Source organism: Lentzea kristufekii, assembly GCF_033949925.1.
Lineage (GTDB): Bacteria > Actinomycetota > Actinomycetes > Mycobacteriales > Pseudonocardiaceae > Lentzea > Lentzea kristufekii.
Genome location: NZ_JAXAVV010000018.1, coordinates 64217 through 81331 on the forward strand (window position 1 = coordinate 64217; position 17115 = coordinate 81331).

At 69.5% G+C, this 17115-nt stretch carries 19 protein-coding genes and 1 pseudogene; 9 read left to right on the forward strand and 11 right to left on the reverse strand.

Translation table 11 applies throughout. The features are described 5' to 3' along the window. Positions 1 to 7 precede the first annotated feature (7 nt). The 3 genes and pseudogenes from SK571_RS31425 to SK571_RS31435 form a co-directional block, all read left to right on the forward strand. Complete coding sequence (locus tag SK571_RS31425; protein WP_319987835.1) at positions 8 to 322, forward strand: hypothetical protein; 315 nt, start codon at positions 8 to 10, stop codon at positions 320 to 322. After that, positions 207 to 461 (forward strand): PEP/pyruvate-binding domain-containing protein, encoded by a 255-nt coding sequence (locus SK571_RS31430; protein WP_319987834.1) that lies wholly within the window; start codon positions 207 to 209, stop codon positions 459 to 461. Before SK571_RS31425 ends, SK571_RS31430 begins: the two co-directional genes overlap by 116 nt. Continuing rightward, a pseudogene (locus tag SK571_RS31435) lies at positions 349 to 582 on the forward strand (PEP-utilizing enzyme); the annotation flags it as partial. The gene SK571_RS31430 and the pseudogene SK571_RS31435, both read left to right, overlap by 113 nt. Here SK571_RS31435 and SK571_RS31440 read toward each other — a convergent pair. Together SK571_RS31440 and SK571_RS31445 are read right to left on the reverse strand one after the other, a co-directional pair. Then, positions 512 to 802 (reverse strand): HPF/RaiA family ribosome-associated protein, encoded by a 291-nt coding sequence (locus SK571_RS31440; protein ID WP_319987711.1) that lies wholly within the window; start codon positions 800 to 802, stop codon positions 512 to 514. The pseudogene SK571_RS31435 and the gene SK571_RS31440 overlap by 71 nt on opposite strands. Positions 803 to 946: 144 nt before the next feature. After that, positions 947 to 1420 carry a redoxin domain-containing protein gene (locus SK571_RS31445; RefSeq protein ID WP_319987712.1) on the reverse strand — a complete coding sequence of 158 codons (474 nt, stop codon included), beginning with the start codon at positions 1418 to 1420 and terminating at the stop codon, positions 947 to 949. A gap of 244 nt (positions 1421 to 1664) precedes the next feature. Here SK571_RS31445 and SK571_RS31450 point away from each other — a divergent pair, with 244 nt between their 5' ends. Next, complete coding sequence (locus tag SK571_RS31450; protein WP_319987713.1) at positions 1665 to 2291, forward strand: DedA family protein; 627 nt, start codon at positions 1665 to 1667, stop codon at positions 2289 to 2291. On the opposite strand, the gene SK571_RS31455 is transcribed toward SK571_RS31450, so the two are convergent. From SK571_RS31455 to SK571_RS31470, 4 genes are all read right to left on the reverse strand, one after another. Then, positions 2278 to 3402 (reverse strand): helix-turn-helix transcriptional regulator, encoded by a 1125-nt coding sequence (locus tag SK571_RS31455; RefSeq protein WP_319987714.1) that lies wholly within the window; start codon positions 3400 to 3402, stop codon positions 2278 to 2280. The genes SK571_RS31450 and SK571_RS31455 overlap by 14 nt on opposite strands. Positions 3403 to 3673: 271 nt before the next feature. Then, the gene (locus SK571_RS31460) at positions 3674 to 5707 is read right to left on the reverse strand and encodes a helix-turn-helix transcriptional regulator (protein ID WP_319987715.1); all 2034 of its coding nucleotides are present in this window, start codon (positions 5705 to 5707) and stop codon (positions 3674 to 3676) included. Between the two features lie 187 nt (positions 5708 to 5894). Beyond that, on the reverse strand, positions 5895 to 6416 hold the full coding sequence (locus tag SK571_RS31465; RefSeq protein ID WP_319987716.1) for an AbfB domain-containing protein: 522 nt from the start codon (positions 6414 to 6416) through the stop codon (positions 5895 to 5897). 85 nt (positions 6417 to 6501) lie between these two features. Then, positions 6502 to 7242, reverse strand: a complete 741-nt coding sequence (locus tag SK571_RS31470) for an IclR family transcriptional regulator (RefSeq protein ID WP_319987717.1) — start codon at positions 7240 to 7242, stop codon at positions 6502 to 6504. Between the two features lie 715 nt (positions 7243 to 7957). On the opposite strand from SK571_RS31470, the gene SK571_RS31475 reads away from it, so the two are divergent. Both SK571_RS31475 and SK571_RS31480 read left to right on the forward strand, forming a co-directional pair. After that, a complete protein-coding gene (locus SK571_RS31475; protein ID WP_319987718.1) occupies positions 7958 to 8701 on the forward strand; it encodes a class I SAM-dependent methyltransferase in 744 nt (247 codons plus the stop codon). A 620-nt stretch (positions 8702 to 9321) separates the two neighbouring features. After that, positions 9322 to 9840 carry a lytic polysaccharide monooxygenase auxiliary activity family 9 protein gene (locus SK571_RS31480; protein WP_319987719.1) on the forward strand — a complete coding sequence of 173 codons (519 nt, stop codon included), beginning with the start codon at positions 9322 to 9324 and terminating at the stop codon, positions 9838 to 9840. Here the strand turns inward: SK571_RS31480 and SK571_RS31485 are convergent, their stop codons facing one another. The 5 genes from SK571_RS31485 to SK571_RS31505 are packed head-to-tail and all read right to left on the reverse strand — an operon-like array spanning position 9841 to position 14397. Then, positions 9841 to 10248 (reverse strand): DnaJ family domain-containing protein, encoded by a 408-nt coding sequence (locus SK571_RS31485; RefSeq protein ID WP_319987720.1) that lies wholly within the window; start codon positions 10246 to 10248, stop codon positions 9841 to 9843. After that, entirely contained in the window at positions 10245 to 11162 is a 918-nt protein-coding gene (pip, locus tag SK571_RS31490; protein WP_319987721.1) for a prolyl aminopeptidase, read from the reverse strand. The genes SK571_RS31485 and pip overlap by 4 nt, the downstream gene beginning before the upstream one ends. 18 nt (positions 11163 to 11180) lie before the next feature. Further along, entirely contained in the window at positions 11181 to 12188 is a 1008-nt protein-coding gene (locus tag SK571_RS31495; RefSeq protein WP_319987722.1) for a beta propeller repeat protein, read from the reverse strand. A gap of 12 nt (positions 12189 to 12200) precedes the next feature. Continuing rightward, the gene (locus tag SK571_RS31500) at positions 12201 to 13400 is read right to left on the reverse strand and encodes an MFS transporter (protein ID WP_319987723.1); all 1200 of its coding nucleotides are present in this window, start codon (positions 13398 to 13400) and stop codon (positions 12201 to 12203) included. Between the two features lie 4 nt (positions 13401 to 13404). Beyond that, positions 13405 to 14397, reverse strand: coding sequence for an ABC transporter substrate-binding protein (locus tag SK571_RS31505; RefSeq protein ID WP_319987724.1), 993 nt, complete (start codon positions 14395 to 14397; stop codon positions 13405 to 13407). Positions 14398 to 14475: 78 nt separating this feature from the next. Here SK571_RS31505 and SK571_RS31510 point away from each other — a divergent pair, with 78 nt between their 5' ends. From SK571_RS31510 to SK571_RS31520, 3 genes are read left to right on the forward strand one after another with little or no spacing between them, the layout of a single operon-like run. Then, positions 14476 to 14820 carry a hypothetical protein gene (locus tag SK571_RS31510; RefSeq protein ID WP_319987725.1) on the forward strand — a complete coding sequence of 115 codons (345 nt, stop codon included), beginning with the start codon at positions 14476 to 14478 and terminating at the stop codon, positions 14818 to 14820. Positions 14821 to 14874: 54 nt separating this feature from the next. Continuing rightward, positions 14875 to 15918, forward strand: a complete 1044-nt coding sequence (locus SK571_RS31515) for a PLP-dependent cysteine synthase family protein (RefSeq protein WP_319987726.1) — start codon at positions 14875 to 14877, stop codon at positions 15916 to 15918. Then, on the forward strand, positions 15915 to 17102 hold the full coding sequence (locus SK571_RS31520) for an MFS transporter (protein ID WP_319987727.1): 1188 nt from the start codon (positions 15915 to 15917) through the stop codon (positions 17100 to 17102). The genes SK571_RS31515 and SK571_RS31520 overlap by 4 nt, the downstream gene beginning before the upstream one ends. Positions 17103 to 17115: the final 13 nt, after the last annotated feature.

Below are 17115 nucleotides of genomic sequence, written 5' to 3' on the forward strand. Positions count from 1 at the left end.
TGGCGACATGATCCCGCTGATCCTCCCGCTCGACGACCCGCGAGCCGTGCTGGCCGTGGCCGGCGGCAAGGGTGAGTCGCTGGCGAGGCTCGTCCGCGCGGGCCTGCCGGTGCCGGCCGGGTTCCACCTCACGACCCGCGCCTACCGCGAGCGGTCGATGGACGGGTGTGCTGGAGGCGTTCCGCGAGCTCGGCGGACCGGTGGCGGTGCGGTCGTCGGCCACCGCGGAGGACCTGGCGGGGCTGTCGTTCGCGGGCCGGCACGACACCGTGCTGACCGTGTCCGAGGACGCCGTTGTTCACCCGCGCCGCGGCCGTCGTGACCGATGTAGGCGCGCCCTTGTCGCACGCGGCGATCGTGGCGCGGGAGCTGGGCATCCCGGCGGTGGTGGGCTGCGGCAACGCGACGACCCGCATCGCCACGGGAGACGTCGTGCAGGTGGACGGCGCGGGGGACCGTGAAGAAGGTGCGCTGAACCCACCACCCGTCCGCCGCCGGGTGGTGGGCCGGGTCAGTTGTGCGCGAGCACGTCCTGCATCGAAACGAGCTGACGGCGCATGCGTTCCCGCACCAGGTCGATGACCTCGGTGACCGTCTCACCCTCCGCGTACGCCTGCACCTCGACCCATTTGAGCTCGAGCCGGGCGTGCGCGTGGATCACGGCCTTGTCCGAGGTCAGGTTGATCCAAGCGAAGTCGACGCGGTCCGGCGCGTAACGGTCCAGCGAGCCGATCCGCGCGGACGCGTACTCCCTGGCCTGCTCGGGAATCGCCTCCGCGAGCGAGACCTGGATGTAGTCCATCGACACCTGCCTCCTCGAGCCGTGCGGCACCGCCACGCGGCCGGTTCGACGGTACGTTTCCGACCGCGGCGGCGAACCGGGCGTTGGTCCCGACAGTGCAGGGACTTTGGACCGAGGAGACGGGACCTGCCGATGTCACCACGATCAAGTCTTTGGTACCAAAGAGGAAACTCGTTGGTTCAGCTGCTCCTCGGTGGGCGAGCCGGTGAGCATCTCCACGGAGCCGTCGACGCCCACGAACGCGAACGCCGGCTGCGCGGTGACGCCGAACCGCTTCCACACCGCGCCGTCCAGGTCCGCCAGGTGCGGGAAGGCGGACATCCTGTGGTCGCTCACGAACTTCTTCATCTCGTCGAGCTGGTCCTCCGCCGCGACACCGACGAACTGGACCTTGCCGTGCCGTTTGGCCACCGCCTCGACCGTCTCCGCCTCGGCGTTGCACGCCGGGCACCACGGCGTCCAGAACCAGAGCACGGCGGGCTGGCCGACGAGCTTGTCGCCGCGGAACTCCGCGCCCTCCAAGGTCTTGGCGGTGAACTGGAACCTCTCCGGTGTCGGTGTCTTCTCCGCACAGCCGGCGAGCAGCAGGATCCCTAGCAGCACTCCGAGGATGCGCATTCGGCTCCTCACCTCCTGTCCGGGCGTACGGCCTCGCGCCGCGTCCGGTTCAGCCAGCGGGCACCGGCCTTGATCAGCAACCGAAGAGCGCGACTGATCCGGCTGCCATCGCCGAAATCGGACATAAAGCTCGCCAGGGCCTTTTCGTAATTGCGGCACCGAATAGAAGGACAGCACAGGTCGCCCCGGTGGCGACCATTCCGCGAGTGCGGCTCGTGAACGGCGCTGGCGCTAGGGTTGCGAAGTGCCCGTCGAACAGTGGCTCGAAGCCATCCCACCCCTGCTCGTGTACGTGATCGTCGGCCTGGTGATCGGCTTCGAATCGCTCGGCATCCCGCTACCGGGCGAGATCGTGCTGGTCACCGCCTCGCTGATGGCCTCGCAGCACGACGACCTGAGCCCGTTGTGGATCGGTGTGTGGGCGAGCGCGGGTACCATCATCGGCGACAACTTCGGTTACCTCATCGGGCGGCGCGGCGGACCGCGGTTGTTCGCGTGGATGGGCCGGAAATTCCCCAAGCACTTCGGAGAAACGCAGCTCTCGCACGCCCGCCGTGTGTTCCAGAAACGCGGTGCGTGGGCGGTGTTCTTCGGCCGTTTCGTCGCACTGCTGCGCATTCTCGCCGGGCCGCTGGCCGGTTCGATGCACATGAGCTACGGCAAGTTCCTGCTGGCGAACGCGTCGGGCGGGATCGTGTGGGCGGGCGGCACGACGGCGGCCGTCTACTACCTCGGCGTGGTGGCCGAGAAGTGGCTGAAGGGCTTCTCCTACGCGGGCCTCGCGATCGCCGTGGTGTTCGGCGTCGCCGGTGTCTTCATCGTGAAGAAGCGGCTCGCCAAGGCCGCCGAGAAGGAAGTCACGCCTGCGTAGTCCAGGCGGCGATCTGGGCGCGCGACCGCACGCCCAGCACGGACTTGAGGTCGCGCACGTCCGCCTCCACGGTCCGCAGCGACACGTGCAGCCCGTCCGCGATCTGCTTGTTCGTCAGGCCTTCCGCGACCATCGCGGCGACACGCAGCAGCCGTTCGTCACGCCACGAGAGCGCGGCCTCCTCCGGTTCGGCCTGCGGGCGCGACGTCGTGACCGACACCCCCGGCAACGCGAACTGCCGGACCGACTCGAGCATCGTGAAGTCGGGTTCGAGCAACGACCGCGACCGCAGCCGCTCCGCCATCTCCTGCTCGACGGTCCCCGGCATGAGCGCGAACTTGTGCAGCGCGACCTTCTCGCCCTCGGTCAGCAACTCGTAGCAGCGGTCGAACGCGGCGTGCAACGACCGGTGGTGCGCCGGAGCGTCCCGCGGCCCCGTCGTCAGGACGGCGAACCGGTCGTCCAGCCGCGCCACGATCTCCTCCAGCGTCAGCACGCGAACCAGCCGCGCCGCGAGTTCGAGCGCCAGCGGCAACCGGTCCAGCCGCGCGCACACGACGTCCAGCAGCGAGGCGTTCTCGTCGAACTCGCTGTCGAGCGCCACCGCCCGGTCGACGAACAACCGCTTCGCGTCGCGCGCCCCGAGCGGCTTCAGCCGGTACACCTGCTCCCCCGGCACGTGCAGCGCCTCGTGACTGGTGGCGAGCACACGAAGCGAGGGATGCGCGGCAATGAGGTTCGCGCAGTCGGCCAGCACGTGCTCGCAGCCGTCCAGCACCAGCAAACCGGGCCGCGGGCCGTCGGCGAGGAGGTCCGGAACCCTTCTGCCCCCTGCCAGTTCGACCATCTGCACGTGCTGCCGGTTCGCGACCACCTCGTGCACGAGCCGCGACTTGCCGACGCCGGGCGGCCCGGTCACGGTGACGATCCTGTTGCGCCCCAGCAGAGTGGTGAGCTCGGCCAGCTCGGTGGTGCGGCCCGCGAAGGTGTCGAGGCGCGGCGAGGCGGGCACGACATCGCGGGCCCGCCTGCGGTACGCGCGCTGACGGCACGCGCCGGAGCAGTACTTGGCGGTGGTGGTCAGCCTGGTGCCGCACTCCGCACACGTCACGAGGCGCCGCCCGGGCTCCGCTGGGCGGGCTCGCGCAGGGGTCCCCTTCGGTTTTGGGTCCCCCGCGTCCCACCGTAGCCAGCAGGTCCGACACTCCGGCCCGTCGTGCCGTCGCCCGCAGCACTGCGGACAGGTTCGACACATCCGCTCACCGCGGCACCGCCCCCAGCAGATCCGACACCCCGCTCGGCGTATCCCCTACTCCTGACACCACCAGCAGGTCCGACGCACCCGCTCATCGCGTCCACGCCGACAGGTCCGACGCGCCGGCTCACCGCGCCCTCGCCGTCCGCGCGGTCCGCGCCGCCAGCTGCGTCCGCGAGCTCAGCCCCAGCCGCGAGAGCATCTGCGTCACGTGCGACCGCACCGTCGCGACCGAGATTCCCAGCCGCACCGCGATCTCGGTGTTGGTCAGCCCGTCCGCCACGAGGTCCGCGATCTCCCGCTGCCGCGCGGTCAGCGGCCCGTCCTGCCGCGGGGTACTCACGTACGCGAGCAGTCCGGCGTGGTCGAGTCGCTCGCCCAGCGACCAAGCCCGCGACGCACGCCGTGGCCCGGCGGAGGACAGTGCCCGCTCGCGTGCGTCCGCCACCATGCGGTTCCAGGGCTCCTCCTGGCGGGAGCCCCGTGTCCTGCGGGTGGCGGCTGCGGCGGCCATCAGCACCACGGCGCGGTCGGCGTCGCCGCGGTGTGCCGCCACGATGCCCAGACCTTCGAGCAGTCCTGCCTCCGAGACGGCCGCGGGGGCGCCCACTCGCAGGGCGATCGTGAAGTGGTGCTCGGCCTGGTCGACGTCGTTCGCCGCCAGCGCGATCACGCCCGCGGTGTGGCGGGAGGCCATCAGGCGGAAGCCGTCCAGGACGCCTAGCGACAGCGACTCCAGCGCGGCCGCGAGTGCGGCGGTCAGGTCGTCCAGGCGCATCAGGAGCCAGGCGTGGTTGTTCAGGAACGTCATCAGCAGTTCCGGGTCGCCCAGGGAACGCGCTGCCGCCACCGACCGTTCGTTGGCGGTGTGGGCGCCGGCGAGGTCGGAGTTGATCCCTCGCGCGTAGCCCAGGGTGTTCCACCCGCGGGCCTCCCAGGCGGGCTGGCTCATGGCCGGGTGGGCGACCAGGGCCTCCGCGTACCGCAGTGCGGCCGCGTCGTCGCCGGTGAAGCCGGCCAGCCAGGCCGCGCGGAAGAGCAGCAACTCCGCGTGCGACGTCAGCGGACCGTGCGCCAGGGCGGTGGAAGCCATGCGCATCGCCTCGCTGTAGGAGCGGTGCAGGTACCAGACGTGCACGACGCCCGCGACGAGCCACGTGTGGCGCGGGTCGGTGCGCGGTACGCGCGCCACGGCCTGCAGCAGCTGGTGTTCCTGGCTCGCCAGCCACATGTCCATCCCGGACGTGATCACCGGTGCCGCCGAGATGGACTGGATCGTCCCGGCCAGCGAGTCGACCAGCAGGTCGAACGTCGCGTCCGCCTCGCCGCTCTCCTCCAGCCGCGCCAGGCCGAACAGGCGGATCGACTCGAGCATCCGGAACCGTGCGCTCGACGACGACGGCGAGCGCACCACCAAGGACTTGGCGCGCAACGAGGCCATCAGCTGCACGACGTCCGCCCGGTCGCCGCACACCGCGGCGGCCAGGTTCAGGTCGAAGTCGCCGATCAGCGCGGAGAGCCTGCGCAACGCGGACCGCTCGGCCGGCGACAGCAGGTCGTAGCTCCACCCGATCACGGCGTCGAGCGTGCGGTGGCGCGCGGGCACGTCGGTGCGGGCCGCGGCGAGTTCGATCGCCAGCGGCAGGTGGTCCCGCACCGAGTCGGCGAGTTCCGGGGCACCACCGCATTCCACGAACAACTGCCGCGCGTCGGCCGGAGACAGCGGGCCTATCTCGACGCACATCTCCCCGGCCAGGTCGAGGGGTTCGCGACTGGTCACCAGAATGCGCAGGCGCGGGCACGCGGCGAGCAACTCCGCCACCGCCGAGGCGGCCTCGCGGATCACGTGTTCGCAGTTGTCCAGCACGAGGACGCGGTGATCGGCCAGCGCGCGCTGCACGGTCTCGTGCAGCGGCGAATCCGGTTCCTCCCACACGTTCAGCGAGAACGCGATCACGTGCCACAGCAGGTCCGGCCGGCGCACGGGCTCCAGTTCGACGACGGCGTCGCCGAGGCGCAGTTCGGCCGCCAGCCTCGACTTCCCCGCCCCACCGGGCCCGACGAGCGTCACCAGCCGGTGCCGCCGCAGCAGCCGTCGCACGGTGGTCAGTTCCCGCTCTCGTCCCACCAGACGAGTTCGCGAGTCGACCGACCACCACATGCGCGCGATTCTAGGAGCGGCGGCAATGCGAACAAATGTCGCCCGAGAAATGCAATACCGCTCACAAACCGGTTTGAACTGCGCGAACACCGATTCCGGCGGGCGGGAACCGGCCGCCTGCTGAGACGGTGGTTCTCACCCTCCGTCAGCACACCGCCGGGATCCTGGTCCGCGTCCCGGCCGGGGTTCACCGAATGTCGGGGCGGGGCGGTCCGGGGACCAGTCCGTCGGTGATGCGGAAGGTCGCATCGGCGCGGGCCAGGTCGTCGTTCGCAGGTTCCAGGTAGAGCTTGAAGCCGCGGTGGCGGATGTAGCGGTCGGGGTGGTTCACCGATCGGATCGACACGCACGTCGAGTCCGCCAGCCCAGGTACGAGATGGAAACCGGTGTCGGCGTGGAACAGGTCGGATTCGGGGGTGCGGTAGGTCGGTGGCCGGTCGGGATCGATGACAGGGCGCTCCTCGTGGAGCTTGACGTCGAAGCCCTGGTGCCGCAGGTAGAACCCCCGCCAGTTGCACGCCTCGAACGCCACGCTCTCACCGACGACCGGGTTGCGGCCGCCGCGTCCCCCGAGGAAGGTGGCGTCGTTCTTGTCGAGGTCGGTCGAGATTTCGGTCAGCTCGCCGAGGAAGTGGCGGTGACGGACGTACCTGGTCGGGTAGTTGTACGACTGGAGGGAAAGCGACGGGTAGTTCCCTTGGTGCGTCATCGGAGTTCTCCCTTCACGTGGGTGTCGGAAGGGTCCGTCGCTGTGCCTGCGCCGGGAAACCGAACGGTTCGCTGAGCGGACCGGGTCACCCGGCTTGGAGGTTGCGGGTGATCTCCAAGGACGCCCGCCGCACCAGGTCGTCCAGCCCTGGCGGCACGCGCTCGTTCACCGCCATCGCGCCGACCGCGGCGACAAGCGTGCCGTCCGCGCGGCGAACCGGTGCGGCCACGCAGCACATCCCGGCGACGACCTCGTGCCGGTCGACGACCACCGATCCGGTGCGGCGGAACTCCTCACGCGCCCGCCGCCACTCGTCGGCCGGAAGTCCGGCAGGCACGTCCTCGGCCGCAGGTGCACCGGCCAGCAGGAGCACCTTGCCGGTCGCCGTGCTGATGGGGAACTCGTCGGCCGGGTGGATTCGGGGTAGGTCCATGACCAGACCACGGGTGCCGACGACGACCCGGACACGGTCATCGTGCAGCACGGTCACCACGACCGCAGTCGACGTCAGGGCCGACAACAGCCGCACCGGTTCGCGTGCCGCTCGCTGCAACCCGGGGAACGGCTGCCACGCGGTGCCCAGACGGAACAGCAGGTGCCCGACGAAGTAGCGCTCGCGGTACCGCTGCACCGCACCCAGTTCCACCAACTGCTCCACCAGCCGGTACACGGTGGCCTTGGGCAGGCCGGACTCGCGGGCGAGTCGTGACAACCCCATCCCGCCCTCTGCACGGGAGAGGAGGTCGAGCAGCCGAAATCCGCCTTCGAGCACGCCACGCCCACGGACGGCGCCCCCGTCACGCCCCGGATGGTCATCAACGTGCAACGGTCCACCTCCCGGCTACACCACCAGGCTCGCCGACCAAGCCATCGCCGTTACGCCGAACCGACCACGAAGGGGCCTTCGTGGAGAAGCTGCCCGGCGGTTGCCTGTTCCCGCGCGGAGCGGGGCACCGGGCGGCGTGACGCCAGCCGCTCGCGCGGGCGCAGCAACCTCAGCGGCCCTGACAAGTGCCTCCGGACACCTACAACCAGCGGACTCTGTTGGCGTCGAGTTCGAGCGCGTCCGGTCCAGGCCACGTCATCGCGGACGTCACCGGTTTGAGTCGACTCAGAAGGGTCGCGGTGAGGGTCTGGACAAACCAGGAGGCATCACGCGGCCGCGGTCGGAGGGACGAGCCCCCGTGTTCGTCGCTTCGGGCCAGGATTGTCCGGAGGCACTTGTCGGAGACGGTGAGGCGGCGCTCGCGCCGCCCGACGACAGACCCTGTCTCGTCCAGCTGAAGTTTGCGGTGGTGCAGATCTGTGAGCTGCGGTCCGCAAGGTAGCGCGGACGGATGCGGACGGCTGTTGTCCAGGGCTAGTTTGCGGATTCCTGGCCCTGGGTCGTCGATGTTGGCCAAGGGCCAGGGCGGGAACGAACCGTCTGTCGTGGTCGGGGAGGCCAGGGAATCGGCTCGATCGCGGTGTCCCGGACCGGGCGATTGGCGAGGGAGATGATCTCCTGGCACCCTGATTGATCACTGTGCAGTATGGGGAACATGCCTGCCATTCCCGAGAGCTCCGCCGTCATCGCCGATGTGGCCGTGGAGAACGACTACGACGGCTTCGCCGAGGCGTACACGGCCGAGAACGAGAACAGCCTCCTCAACGCCTACTACGTCCGGCCCGCGATCGTGGACCTGGCCGGCGACGTGGCCGGTCGACGAATTCTCGACGCCGGCTGCGGTGCTGGTCCTGTGTCCGCGGCGCTACGTGATCGGGGAGCCGTCGTGAGCGGCTTCGACCGCAGCGCCAAGATGGTGGAGCTGGCCCGGCAGCGGCTCGGCGACGACGTGGACCTGCGGGTCGCCGACATAACGGGCCCGCTGCCGTACCCCGACGGCGCGTTCGACGACGCCGTCGCCGCTTTGGTGCTGCACTACCTGGAGGACTGGACCGCACCTCTGGCTGAGCTCAGGCGGGTGCTGAAGCCCGGTGGCCGGCTGATCGTGGTCGTCAACCACCCCATCCTCCTCAAGATGGTGCATCGCGAGACTGACTACTTCGCGACCACCAAGTGGTCCGACGAGTACAACTTCAACGGCCAGAAGGCCGTGCTCACCTACTGGCACCGGCCGCTGCACGCGATGACCGATGCCTTCACCGCAGCAGGCTTCCGCACCGCCGTCATCAGCGAGCCGCCTCCGGCGCCGGAAGCCCACGAACTCTTTCCCGACGAGATGGCGAGGTTCCCCTCCGGGGCCTTCCTGAGCTTCATGTTCTTCGTCCTGGAGGCCGCCTGACTACGGCGTGGCACATGGGTGGCCTCAAGGTCGCGGCATGCTTGCCCTGACCTTGAGGCTGGGTACAGGCGCTACAGGCCGTTGGCAAGGAACCAACGCGGTTGTTGAGAATGCGCCAACTTCAGGCAGAACGTGTGGCGGCCCGCAAACTAGTAGTGTGTCGCAGCTATCTCTTGGATTAGTGACGAGTGGGAGGGGCGCCGGCAGGTGGCCGGGCTTCGATCATGAAGATCGCGCTCTCATAGCTGTCACCTGCACGGTTGGCGGTACTTGAGGTGATCAGCAAACGATTGCGCCGGCAGTTTTCTACCGCCAACTCGGCGGCAAATGCGCATGAGAGCGCGACCATCCGCGGCTTTCGGTAACGAGCGACCACACCGCCCAGCCCTCTGCCCTGCTCAACGGAGCACAACTTAGCCGCGACGCCCTACTAGCTCGGACGCCGTAGCAAGCACCGCAAACTTGCCCTGGACACCGCAATGTTCGGCTGGACAGGACAAGACCCGACTGATCTGTCAGACACGTCTTGTGGCCCCGCGATTACGCGCGGTATGGTCTAGACCTTCAGTCGCCGCCGCGATGTAACGGGAGTACGCACACATCAAGGCAAAGGAAGACACATGAAGATTGGACGCAAGGTTACGGCCGCCATGGCCGGCGTTCTCGCTGCACCGTTGATCGTCGTGGCACTCCCCTCCGGCACGGCGTTCGCGCACGGCTACGTGAACTCACCTGCCAGCCGTCAGGCGCAGTGCGCCAGCAACGCTGCCCTGAACTGCGGTGCGATCCGGTGGGAGCCGCAGTCGGTGGAGGGTCCCAAGGGTCTGCAGAGCTGCCACGCCAACCTGTCGCAGTTCGCGGAGCTGAGCAACGACAACAAGGGCTGGAAGGTCACCAGCACCGGCCGTTCGGTGACGTTCAACTGGACGTTCACCGCGCGGCACCGCACGCGTGACTACGACTACTTCGTCGACGGCCGCAAGGTCGCGACGTTCAGCGGCAACAACCAGCAGCCCCCGGCCAGCGTGTCGCACACCGTCAACGTGGGCTCGGCGGGCCGGCACAAGGTCCTCGCCGTGTGGAACATCGCTGACACGCCGATGGCGTTCTACTCCTGCATCGACATCAACGCGAGCTGATCATCGATCGCGTGAGATCCCCTTCCTCTCACGCAACAGCTTGTCCACGTCGAACGGCATCAGGTTCAACGGCGGACCGGACAACGGTTTCCGCAGCGCGTCGAGGATTCGTGCGTTCATCTCGTCCATGATCGCGCGTGCCTCGGTGTCGGTCTCGGCCGCCAGGGCGCGGGCCCTGGCGGTCTCGGCCTGCTTGCGCAACAGCAGGGAAGGGGGCACCCCTGTCGTGCCCTCTTCCTCCCGGACCTTTCTCTTGATCCACCAGTCTTCCTCGAGCGCCTCACCCGCGCCGGGCAACGGTTTTCCGGCTCCCGGCAGGTCGTCGAACTCGCCGCGGTCCTGGGCTTCGCGGATCTGCCTGTCGATCCACGACTCGAAGCCCGTTCCGGGCGGTTTCCGCTGTGTCATGGGGAGAACCTCCTGACCGCGGCCCCGATCGCCTCTCCGAAGGCGGGGCTGCCCTTGTGGCCACTGTCGTCCACGAGGGTCAGCTCGGCGTCCGGCCACGCCTGCGCGAGCGCGTAGGCCGTGTCCGCCGGGCAGCTCATGTCGCGCCTGCCGTGGATCAACGCGGCCGGGATGCCGGCGAGCTTGCCGGCGCCACTCAGCAGGTCGTCCACGAAACCGCCGTGCGAGTAGTAGTGCGCGATGATCCGCACGAGTGCGATCACCTCGTCGGACGCACGGTCGGCGAACACGTCCGGCTTGCCGAAGTTCTCCAGCGACAGCACCGTGTCCTCCCAGCGGCACCACTCCAGCGCCGCCTGCTCCCGGACACCGCGATCCGGGCTCTCCATCAGCTCCGCGTACGCGCGGACGACGTCGGGCGCGCCGCCCGCATGCGCGCTGAACCGGGCCCAGGCCTCCGGGAAGAACCGGGAAACGCCCTTGTAGAGCCAGTCCAGCTCGCGTTGCGACGACAGCGTGACCGCGATCAGGATCATCTCCGACACGCGCCCGGGATGCCGCTGGGCGTAGGCGACCGCGAGCGTCGTGCCCCAGGAACCGCCGTACAGCAACCACTTCTCGATGCCGAGGTGCTCGCGGAGCTGCTCCATGTCCGCGATCAGGTGCTCGGTGGTGTTGACGCCCATGTCCGCGGCCGGATCGCTCGCGTGGGGCGTGCTCTGGCCGCACCCGCGCTGGTGGAAGATCACGATCCGGAACTTGGCCGCGTCGAGCGACTTCCGGGCGCCCTTCGCCGGGCCGCCGGGACCGCCGTGGAGGAACACGGCAGGCTTGCCACCGGGATCGCCAACGGTCTCCCAGTAGATCTGGTTGCCGTCGCCGACGTCGAGCATGCCGTGGTCGTAGGGCTCCATGAGAACGAGCGTACCGAGCTACACCGACAAGATCGTCCAGGTCAGTCCGGCGTCGTCCGACCGGTAGAGCCCGGCGAACTCCTGGCCGGGCCCGCCGCGCACCAGCGTCGCGTGCCGCGCGTCGGAGAACGCCAGGTCCTCCAGCGGCGGTCCGCCGAGCGTGAGCGGCGTGTCCCACTTCTCGCCGGATCCGCGGTGCACGAACGACCAGTCGCGTCCGGTCGCGGCCACCAGCGCCGCCTCCGGTGACACCGCGAAGCCCGTGGTGATGCCCTCGCGCGGCGGCACGCTCACGGTCTTGAACGGCCCACCGCCCACGGCCTGACGCAGTTCCTTCGTCATGTTCCCGAAGCCGGGATCGAAGCTGCACAACGCATGGCGGTCGGCGCCGAGGGTGCCGAGCCGGGTGGCCGAGAACTCCGTGCACGGCGCCGGTTCCTCCAGCCAGCCCGCCGGTGACCGCGTCCAGTACCGGTTCTCCACGCCGATCGTCGACAGCGAGACCTGACCAGGAGCGATCGAACCGAACGCCCTGCCCTCGACCTCGACGCCCGGCACCGGCTGCCACGAGCCGAACCACAGCTCGCGGTGGAACAACCGCGACGACGTGCCGTCGTAGATCACCGCGAGGAACCCGGCGTTGTCGAAACCCAGCGCCCCCACCGTTCCCTTGATCCCGGACGGTTCCCAGCGCGTGCCGCCGTTGCCGGTGACGAACAGCTGCTCGCCGTCGGTCACCAGCCCGGCCGCGTCGTTCGCGAACAGCACCCGCAGCCGGTCGGTCTCCGGCACGGACAGCGCCGGGGTCTTCACCCGCGTCCACGACGCGCCGCCGTCGAACGTGCGGACGAGCTGCGGGCAGTTCGCGGTCTGGCACAACGTGTCGAGGCCCAGGACGAACCCGCGGTCAGCGGACGTCCACGACGTCGACGCGGGTACGACCCCGGTGCCCGCCCGCGCGACGGAGGCGGTCAATCCGGTCAGCAGCAACGCAACAGCAAGAACAGCAATGCGTTTCCCCCACATCGCCTTCTCCCCTCAAGAGGCTGATTCCCACTCAACACCTCTTGCGCGTGAAGCGGCAACCACCCACAACGACACCAAAATCCCGGCGCCACCCGCGATGACGAGGATCAGCCGCGGCCCCAGCACGTCGATGAGCAGGCCACCGGCGACGTACGACACCGCGGCCGCCACACCGATCCCGCCGTAGAAGTTGCCGAACACCCTGCCCGTCCGGTCGCCCGGCACGAGCCGCTGGACCAGCGTGCTGTGCGCGACGTCCATCGCCGCGATCCCCAGTCCCCGCACGGCCTGCAGTGCGAACGCGGACGCGACGCCCCACGCCAGACCGGTGAACAGGTTGCCGGCACTGCTGATCAGGAACCCGGTGACGAGCAGCGCGACCATGCCCCACCGCGCGGAACCCCTGGCCAGCAACGCATAGCCGAGCAGCAGACCGACGCCCACCGCACCGAGCACGACGCCGGCCACGCTCTCCGACTCGCCGAACACCCCCATCGTCAGCTGCAGCACCGCGACGTCGTCGATGGCGGTGCACGCGACGACACCGCAGAAGCCGAGGAACACGATCCGCAACGCACGGTTGCGCCAGATCTCGCTCACCCCGGCCTTCACGTCGGTGAACAGGGTCTCCCCCGACTCGGCCGGCACCACGAGTTTCGGCAGGCGCAGCAACAACAACGCCGACAGACCGAACGAGACCGCGTCCACGAGCAGCACGCCACGGGTGTCCATGAACTGCAGCAGCACGGCGGCGAGGAACGGCCCGATGACGTCGGCGCTGTTGGATCCCAGTCCCAGCGCCGTGTTCGCCTGCGCGAGGTCCTTCGAGGCGACCAGGCTCGGCACCGCCGCCCGCGAGGCGGGGATGAAGACCTGCCCGATGACGGCCCGCACGCCCACCAGCGCGAGCAGGACCGGCAACGGCGGCAGCGTGAACGCGATGATCGCCAGCAGGACGCCCTGCGCGACCTCGCAGACGATCATGACGGTGCGCCGGTCGAACCTGTCGCTGATGACGCCCGTCAGCGGGCTGAGCAACGACGGTGCGAAGTCGCCCACGAGCAGCAGTGCCGCCACCGCGATGGCCTTCCCCAGCACGGACTGCACGTGCACCATCAACGTGACGAGGCTGAGCGCATCCCCGACAACAGAAACGACCCGTGCGGTGCTGAGCACGCGCAACGGGCCGTTGTCCTTCAGAAGCGTCAGCACATGGCTACTTTGCCAACACCTGGTCGAGCTGGTCAGCCAGTTTGTTCATGATCCCGGTGTAGGAGGCGTAGCTCAGCGGCGCGACCGCGCTCCACTCGACGAACCGGCCGGCCTGCACGGCGGGCAGGCCCTGGAAGACCGGGTGGCCCTCCTTCATCTGCTCCGGGTTGAGCACGTGCTGGCGGGTGTCCCACATGATCACGTGCTCTTTGTACGTGCCGGAGTTCTCCCACGACAGCGACTGGAAGTAGCCGCCGCCCTCGGCGTCGGGCTTGTCCGGCGTGAGCAGCGGCAGCCCGAGCTCCTCGACGTACCAGTCGAGGTCGGGGTTGCGGGCGGGCACGGCGACGTAGAAGAGCTTCGGGTCCGCGCCGACCACCTGGATCTTCTGCTTCGCGTCCGTCATCTTCTTGCCGATGGCCTTGAGCCTGTCGGCGGCCTTGGTGAACGCCTCCTCGTCGGCCTTCACCTTCGCCGACTCGACGTCGGCGCCGAGCGACTTCGCGAGCTCCTTGAAGCGCTTGATCCCGTCCGGCAGCTGGATCTTCGACTGGCCGATGCCGACGGTCGGGGCGACCTTGAGGACCTTCTCCTCGAACTCGGCGGTGAGGTGCCAGAGCCCGGTGACCTCGGGGTAGTGGCCGGCGACGACCAGGTCGGCGTTCAGCGCGGCGAACTTCTCGAAGTCGATCTCGCCGTAGCCCGGGCCGGTGACGTCGGTGACCTGGCTCGGGTCGATGCTGCCCGCCTCCGGGTCGGTCGTGCCGTCCGCGCGCTTGAGCGGGCCGAACGTGCCGACGACGTTGATGCCGTAGTCCTTGAGGGCGCCCGCGGCGGACACCTGCGCGACGACGCGCTCCGGCCGTTTCGGCGCGGTGACCTCCTTACCGCGATCGTCCTTGAAGGACCACTGGCCACTTCCCTGCTCCGTGGGAGCGTTTCCACCGCACCCGGCCACTAGGCCGAGCAGCAGAACCGCGGCGACTGTCCTGCGCACCTGTCCACCTCCTGATTTAGGCTTGCCTAACCTATCAAGGGGGTTCGCGAACCGGGAAATTGCGGTACGTTGATCACCGTGGGGAATCACTCGACGACAGCGCGTCGCTTCGCCGTCGTCGTCGCACTGCTGTTGATCGCGGTGTTCGTGCTGCACCCGGCGTGCCCGCCGGAGCCCACCCACCACGTGGCGTTCACGCCGGGCATCTCCGAGGAGATCTGCCACCACGGCGAGACGCACCACGCGTCACCCGCGACGCCCGCGCAGGCAGCGGTGCAGGTCAGCTCGCTGTCGTTCACCACGCCGGACGCGGGCGGCGCGCCCGTCGCGCGCCCCGCCCGCACAGCGCAGCCCCCTTCGCGCGGCGAGCACGTGACCACAGGCCGCACACTGCTGCTCGATCTCGGGATCTCTCGGACATAGGCCGGCCCCCGCTCCCTTCACCGGCCTGTCACCACGTTCTTCCGAGGAACCCCCATGTCTGTACCTGTGCTGGACACGAGCACGCCCGTGCTCTGGATCGACGAGCTGTCGCGCACCTCCGCCTCCGGTTTCTGGGCGAAGCTGGAGAGCGCCAACCCCGGCGGCGGCATGAAGGACCGCGCCGCCCTGCACATGATCGGCCGCGCGCTGGAGCGCGGTGATCTGCGCCCGGACGGCCACGTCGTGGAGTCGACGAGCGGCACGCTCGGCCTCGGCCTGGCGCTCGCCGGCATCGCGCACGGCCTCCCGGTCACCCTGGTGACCGATCCCGGCCTGGAACCGATCATCCAGCGGATGCTGCGCGCGTACGGCGCGACGGTGGACGTCGTCGACCGTCCACATCCGACCGGCGGCTGGCAGGAGGCCCGGCGGCAGCGGGTCGCCGAGCTGCTGGCGGCGCTGCCCGGCGCCTACTGCCCCGACCAGTACGGCAACCCGGACAACGTCGCCGCCTACGCGCCGCTGGCCCACGAACTGGCCGCGCAACTGGGACACGTGGACGTGCTCGTGTGCGCCGTGGGCACCGGCGGGCACAGCGCGGGCGTGTCCTCGGTGCTGCGACAGCACTTCCCCGCGTTACGCCTGGCCGGGGTCGACACGATCGGCTCCACGATCTTCGGCCAGCCCGCGCGCACCCGGCTGATGCGCGGGCTCGGATCGAGCATCTTCCCCCGCAACGTCGACTACTCCGCGTTCGACCAGGTGCACTGGGTGAACCCCGGCGAGGCGGTGTGGGCGTGCCGGGCGCTGGCCTCGCGGCACTACGCGAGCGGCGGCTGGAGCGTCGGGGCCGTCGCGCTGGTGGCGTCCTGGCTGGCGCGGACGTCCCCGCCCGGCACCCGGATCGCCGCCGTGTTCCCGGACGGGCCGCAGCGGTACTTCGACACCGTGTTCAGCGACGAGTACTGCGCCGCCCACGGACTGCTCGGCGTGGTTCCCGCCGTGGATCCCGCGGAGATCTCCTCACTGGGTGAGCGTGAGGTGTTCTCGTGGACCATGTGCCGGTCCGTTGTGGACCCGCTGGCGGTGACGGCGTGATCGCACGGTTCCGTTCGTTCGACCGCAGCGTGCAGTTGTTGCTGCTCAACCAGTTCAGCATCAACGTGGGCTTCTACATGTTGATGCCGTACCTCGCCTCGCACCTGTCCGTGACGCTGGCTTTGGCCGGGTGGGCGGTCGGGCTCGTCCTGGGCGTGCGGAACTTCGCGCAGCAGGGCATGTTCCTGATCGGCGGCACGCTCGCGGACCGCCTGGGGTACAAGCCCCTGATCGTGGCGGGCTGTGCGTTGCGGACCGGCGGGTTCGCGTTGCTCGGGTTCGTGGACGGGGTACCCGCGCTGGTGATCGCGTCGGCGGCCACCGGGTTCGCCGGGGCGCTGTTCAACCCCGCCGTGCGGGCCTACGTGGCCGCGGACGCCGGGCCACGGCGCGTGGAGGCGTTCGCGCTGTTCAACGTCTTCTACCAGACCGGGATCCTGGTCGGGCCGCTGGTCGGGCTGGCGCTGACGGCCGTGGACTTCCGGCTGACGTGCCTGGTGGCGGCGTTCGTGTTCCTGGTGCTGACGGTGCTGCAGTGGCGGTCGCTGCCCGCGCGGGCCGGTTCGCCGTCCGGTGACTCGGTGCTCGCGGACTGGCGGCTGGTCCTCTCGAACCGGCGGTTCGTGCTGTTCGCGCTGGCGATGACCGGGTCGTACGTGCTGTCGTTCCAGGTCTACCTGGCGCTGCCGCTGGCCTCGGGGTCGGCGGTGCTGACGGCCGTGCTGTTCGCCGTGTCGGGCGTGCTGGCGGTCGTCGGCCAGATGCGGGTGACGGCGTGGGCGCGTGCCCGGCTGGGACCTGACCGGTCTCTGGCCGCCGGGATGGCGGTGCTGGGCCTGGCCTTCCTCCCGGCGATCCACGGCGGCTGGCCCGGACTGGTGCTGTGCGCGGCGTTGCTGGCCCTCGGCACGATGGTGGTGTTCCCGTTCGAGATGGACGAGATCGTCTCGTTGTCGGGCGACCGGCTCGTGGCGACGCACTACGGCCTCTACAACACGGTCGTGGGCGTCGGGATCCTGCTCGGCAACCTGCTCACCGGTGTCGGCTTCGACGCCGCCGCGCGGGCGGGCGTGCCTTGGGCGCCGTGGCTCGTTCTCACGGCCGTGGGGCTCGGATGCGCGTGGGCGTTGAAGAAGCTGGCGGCGCGTGTCGATTCCGTCGCCGCCGGTTCGACGTCCCAGTAGAAGGCAGGTTCCG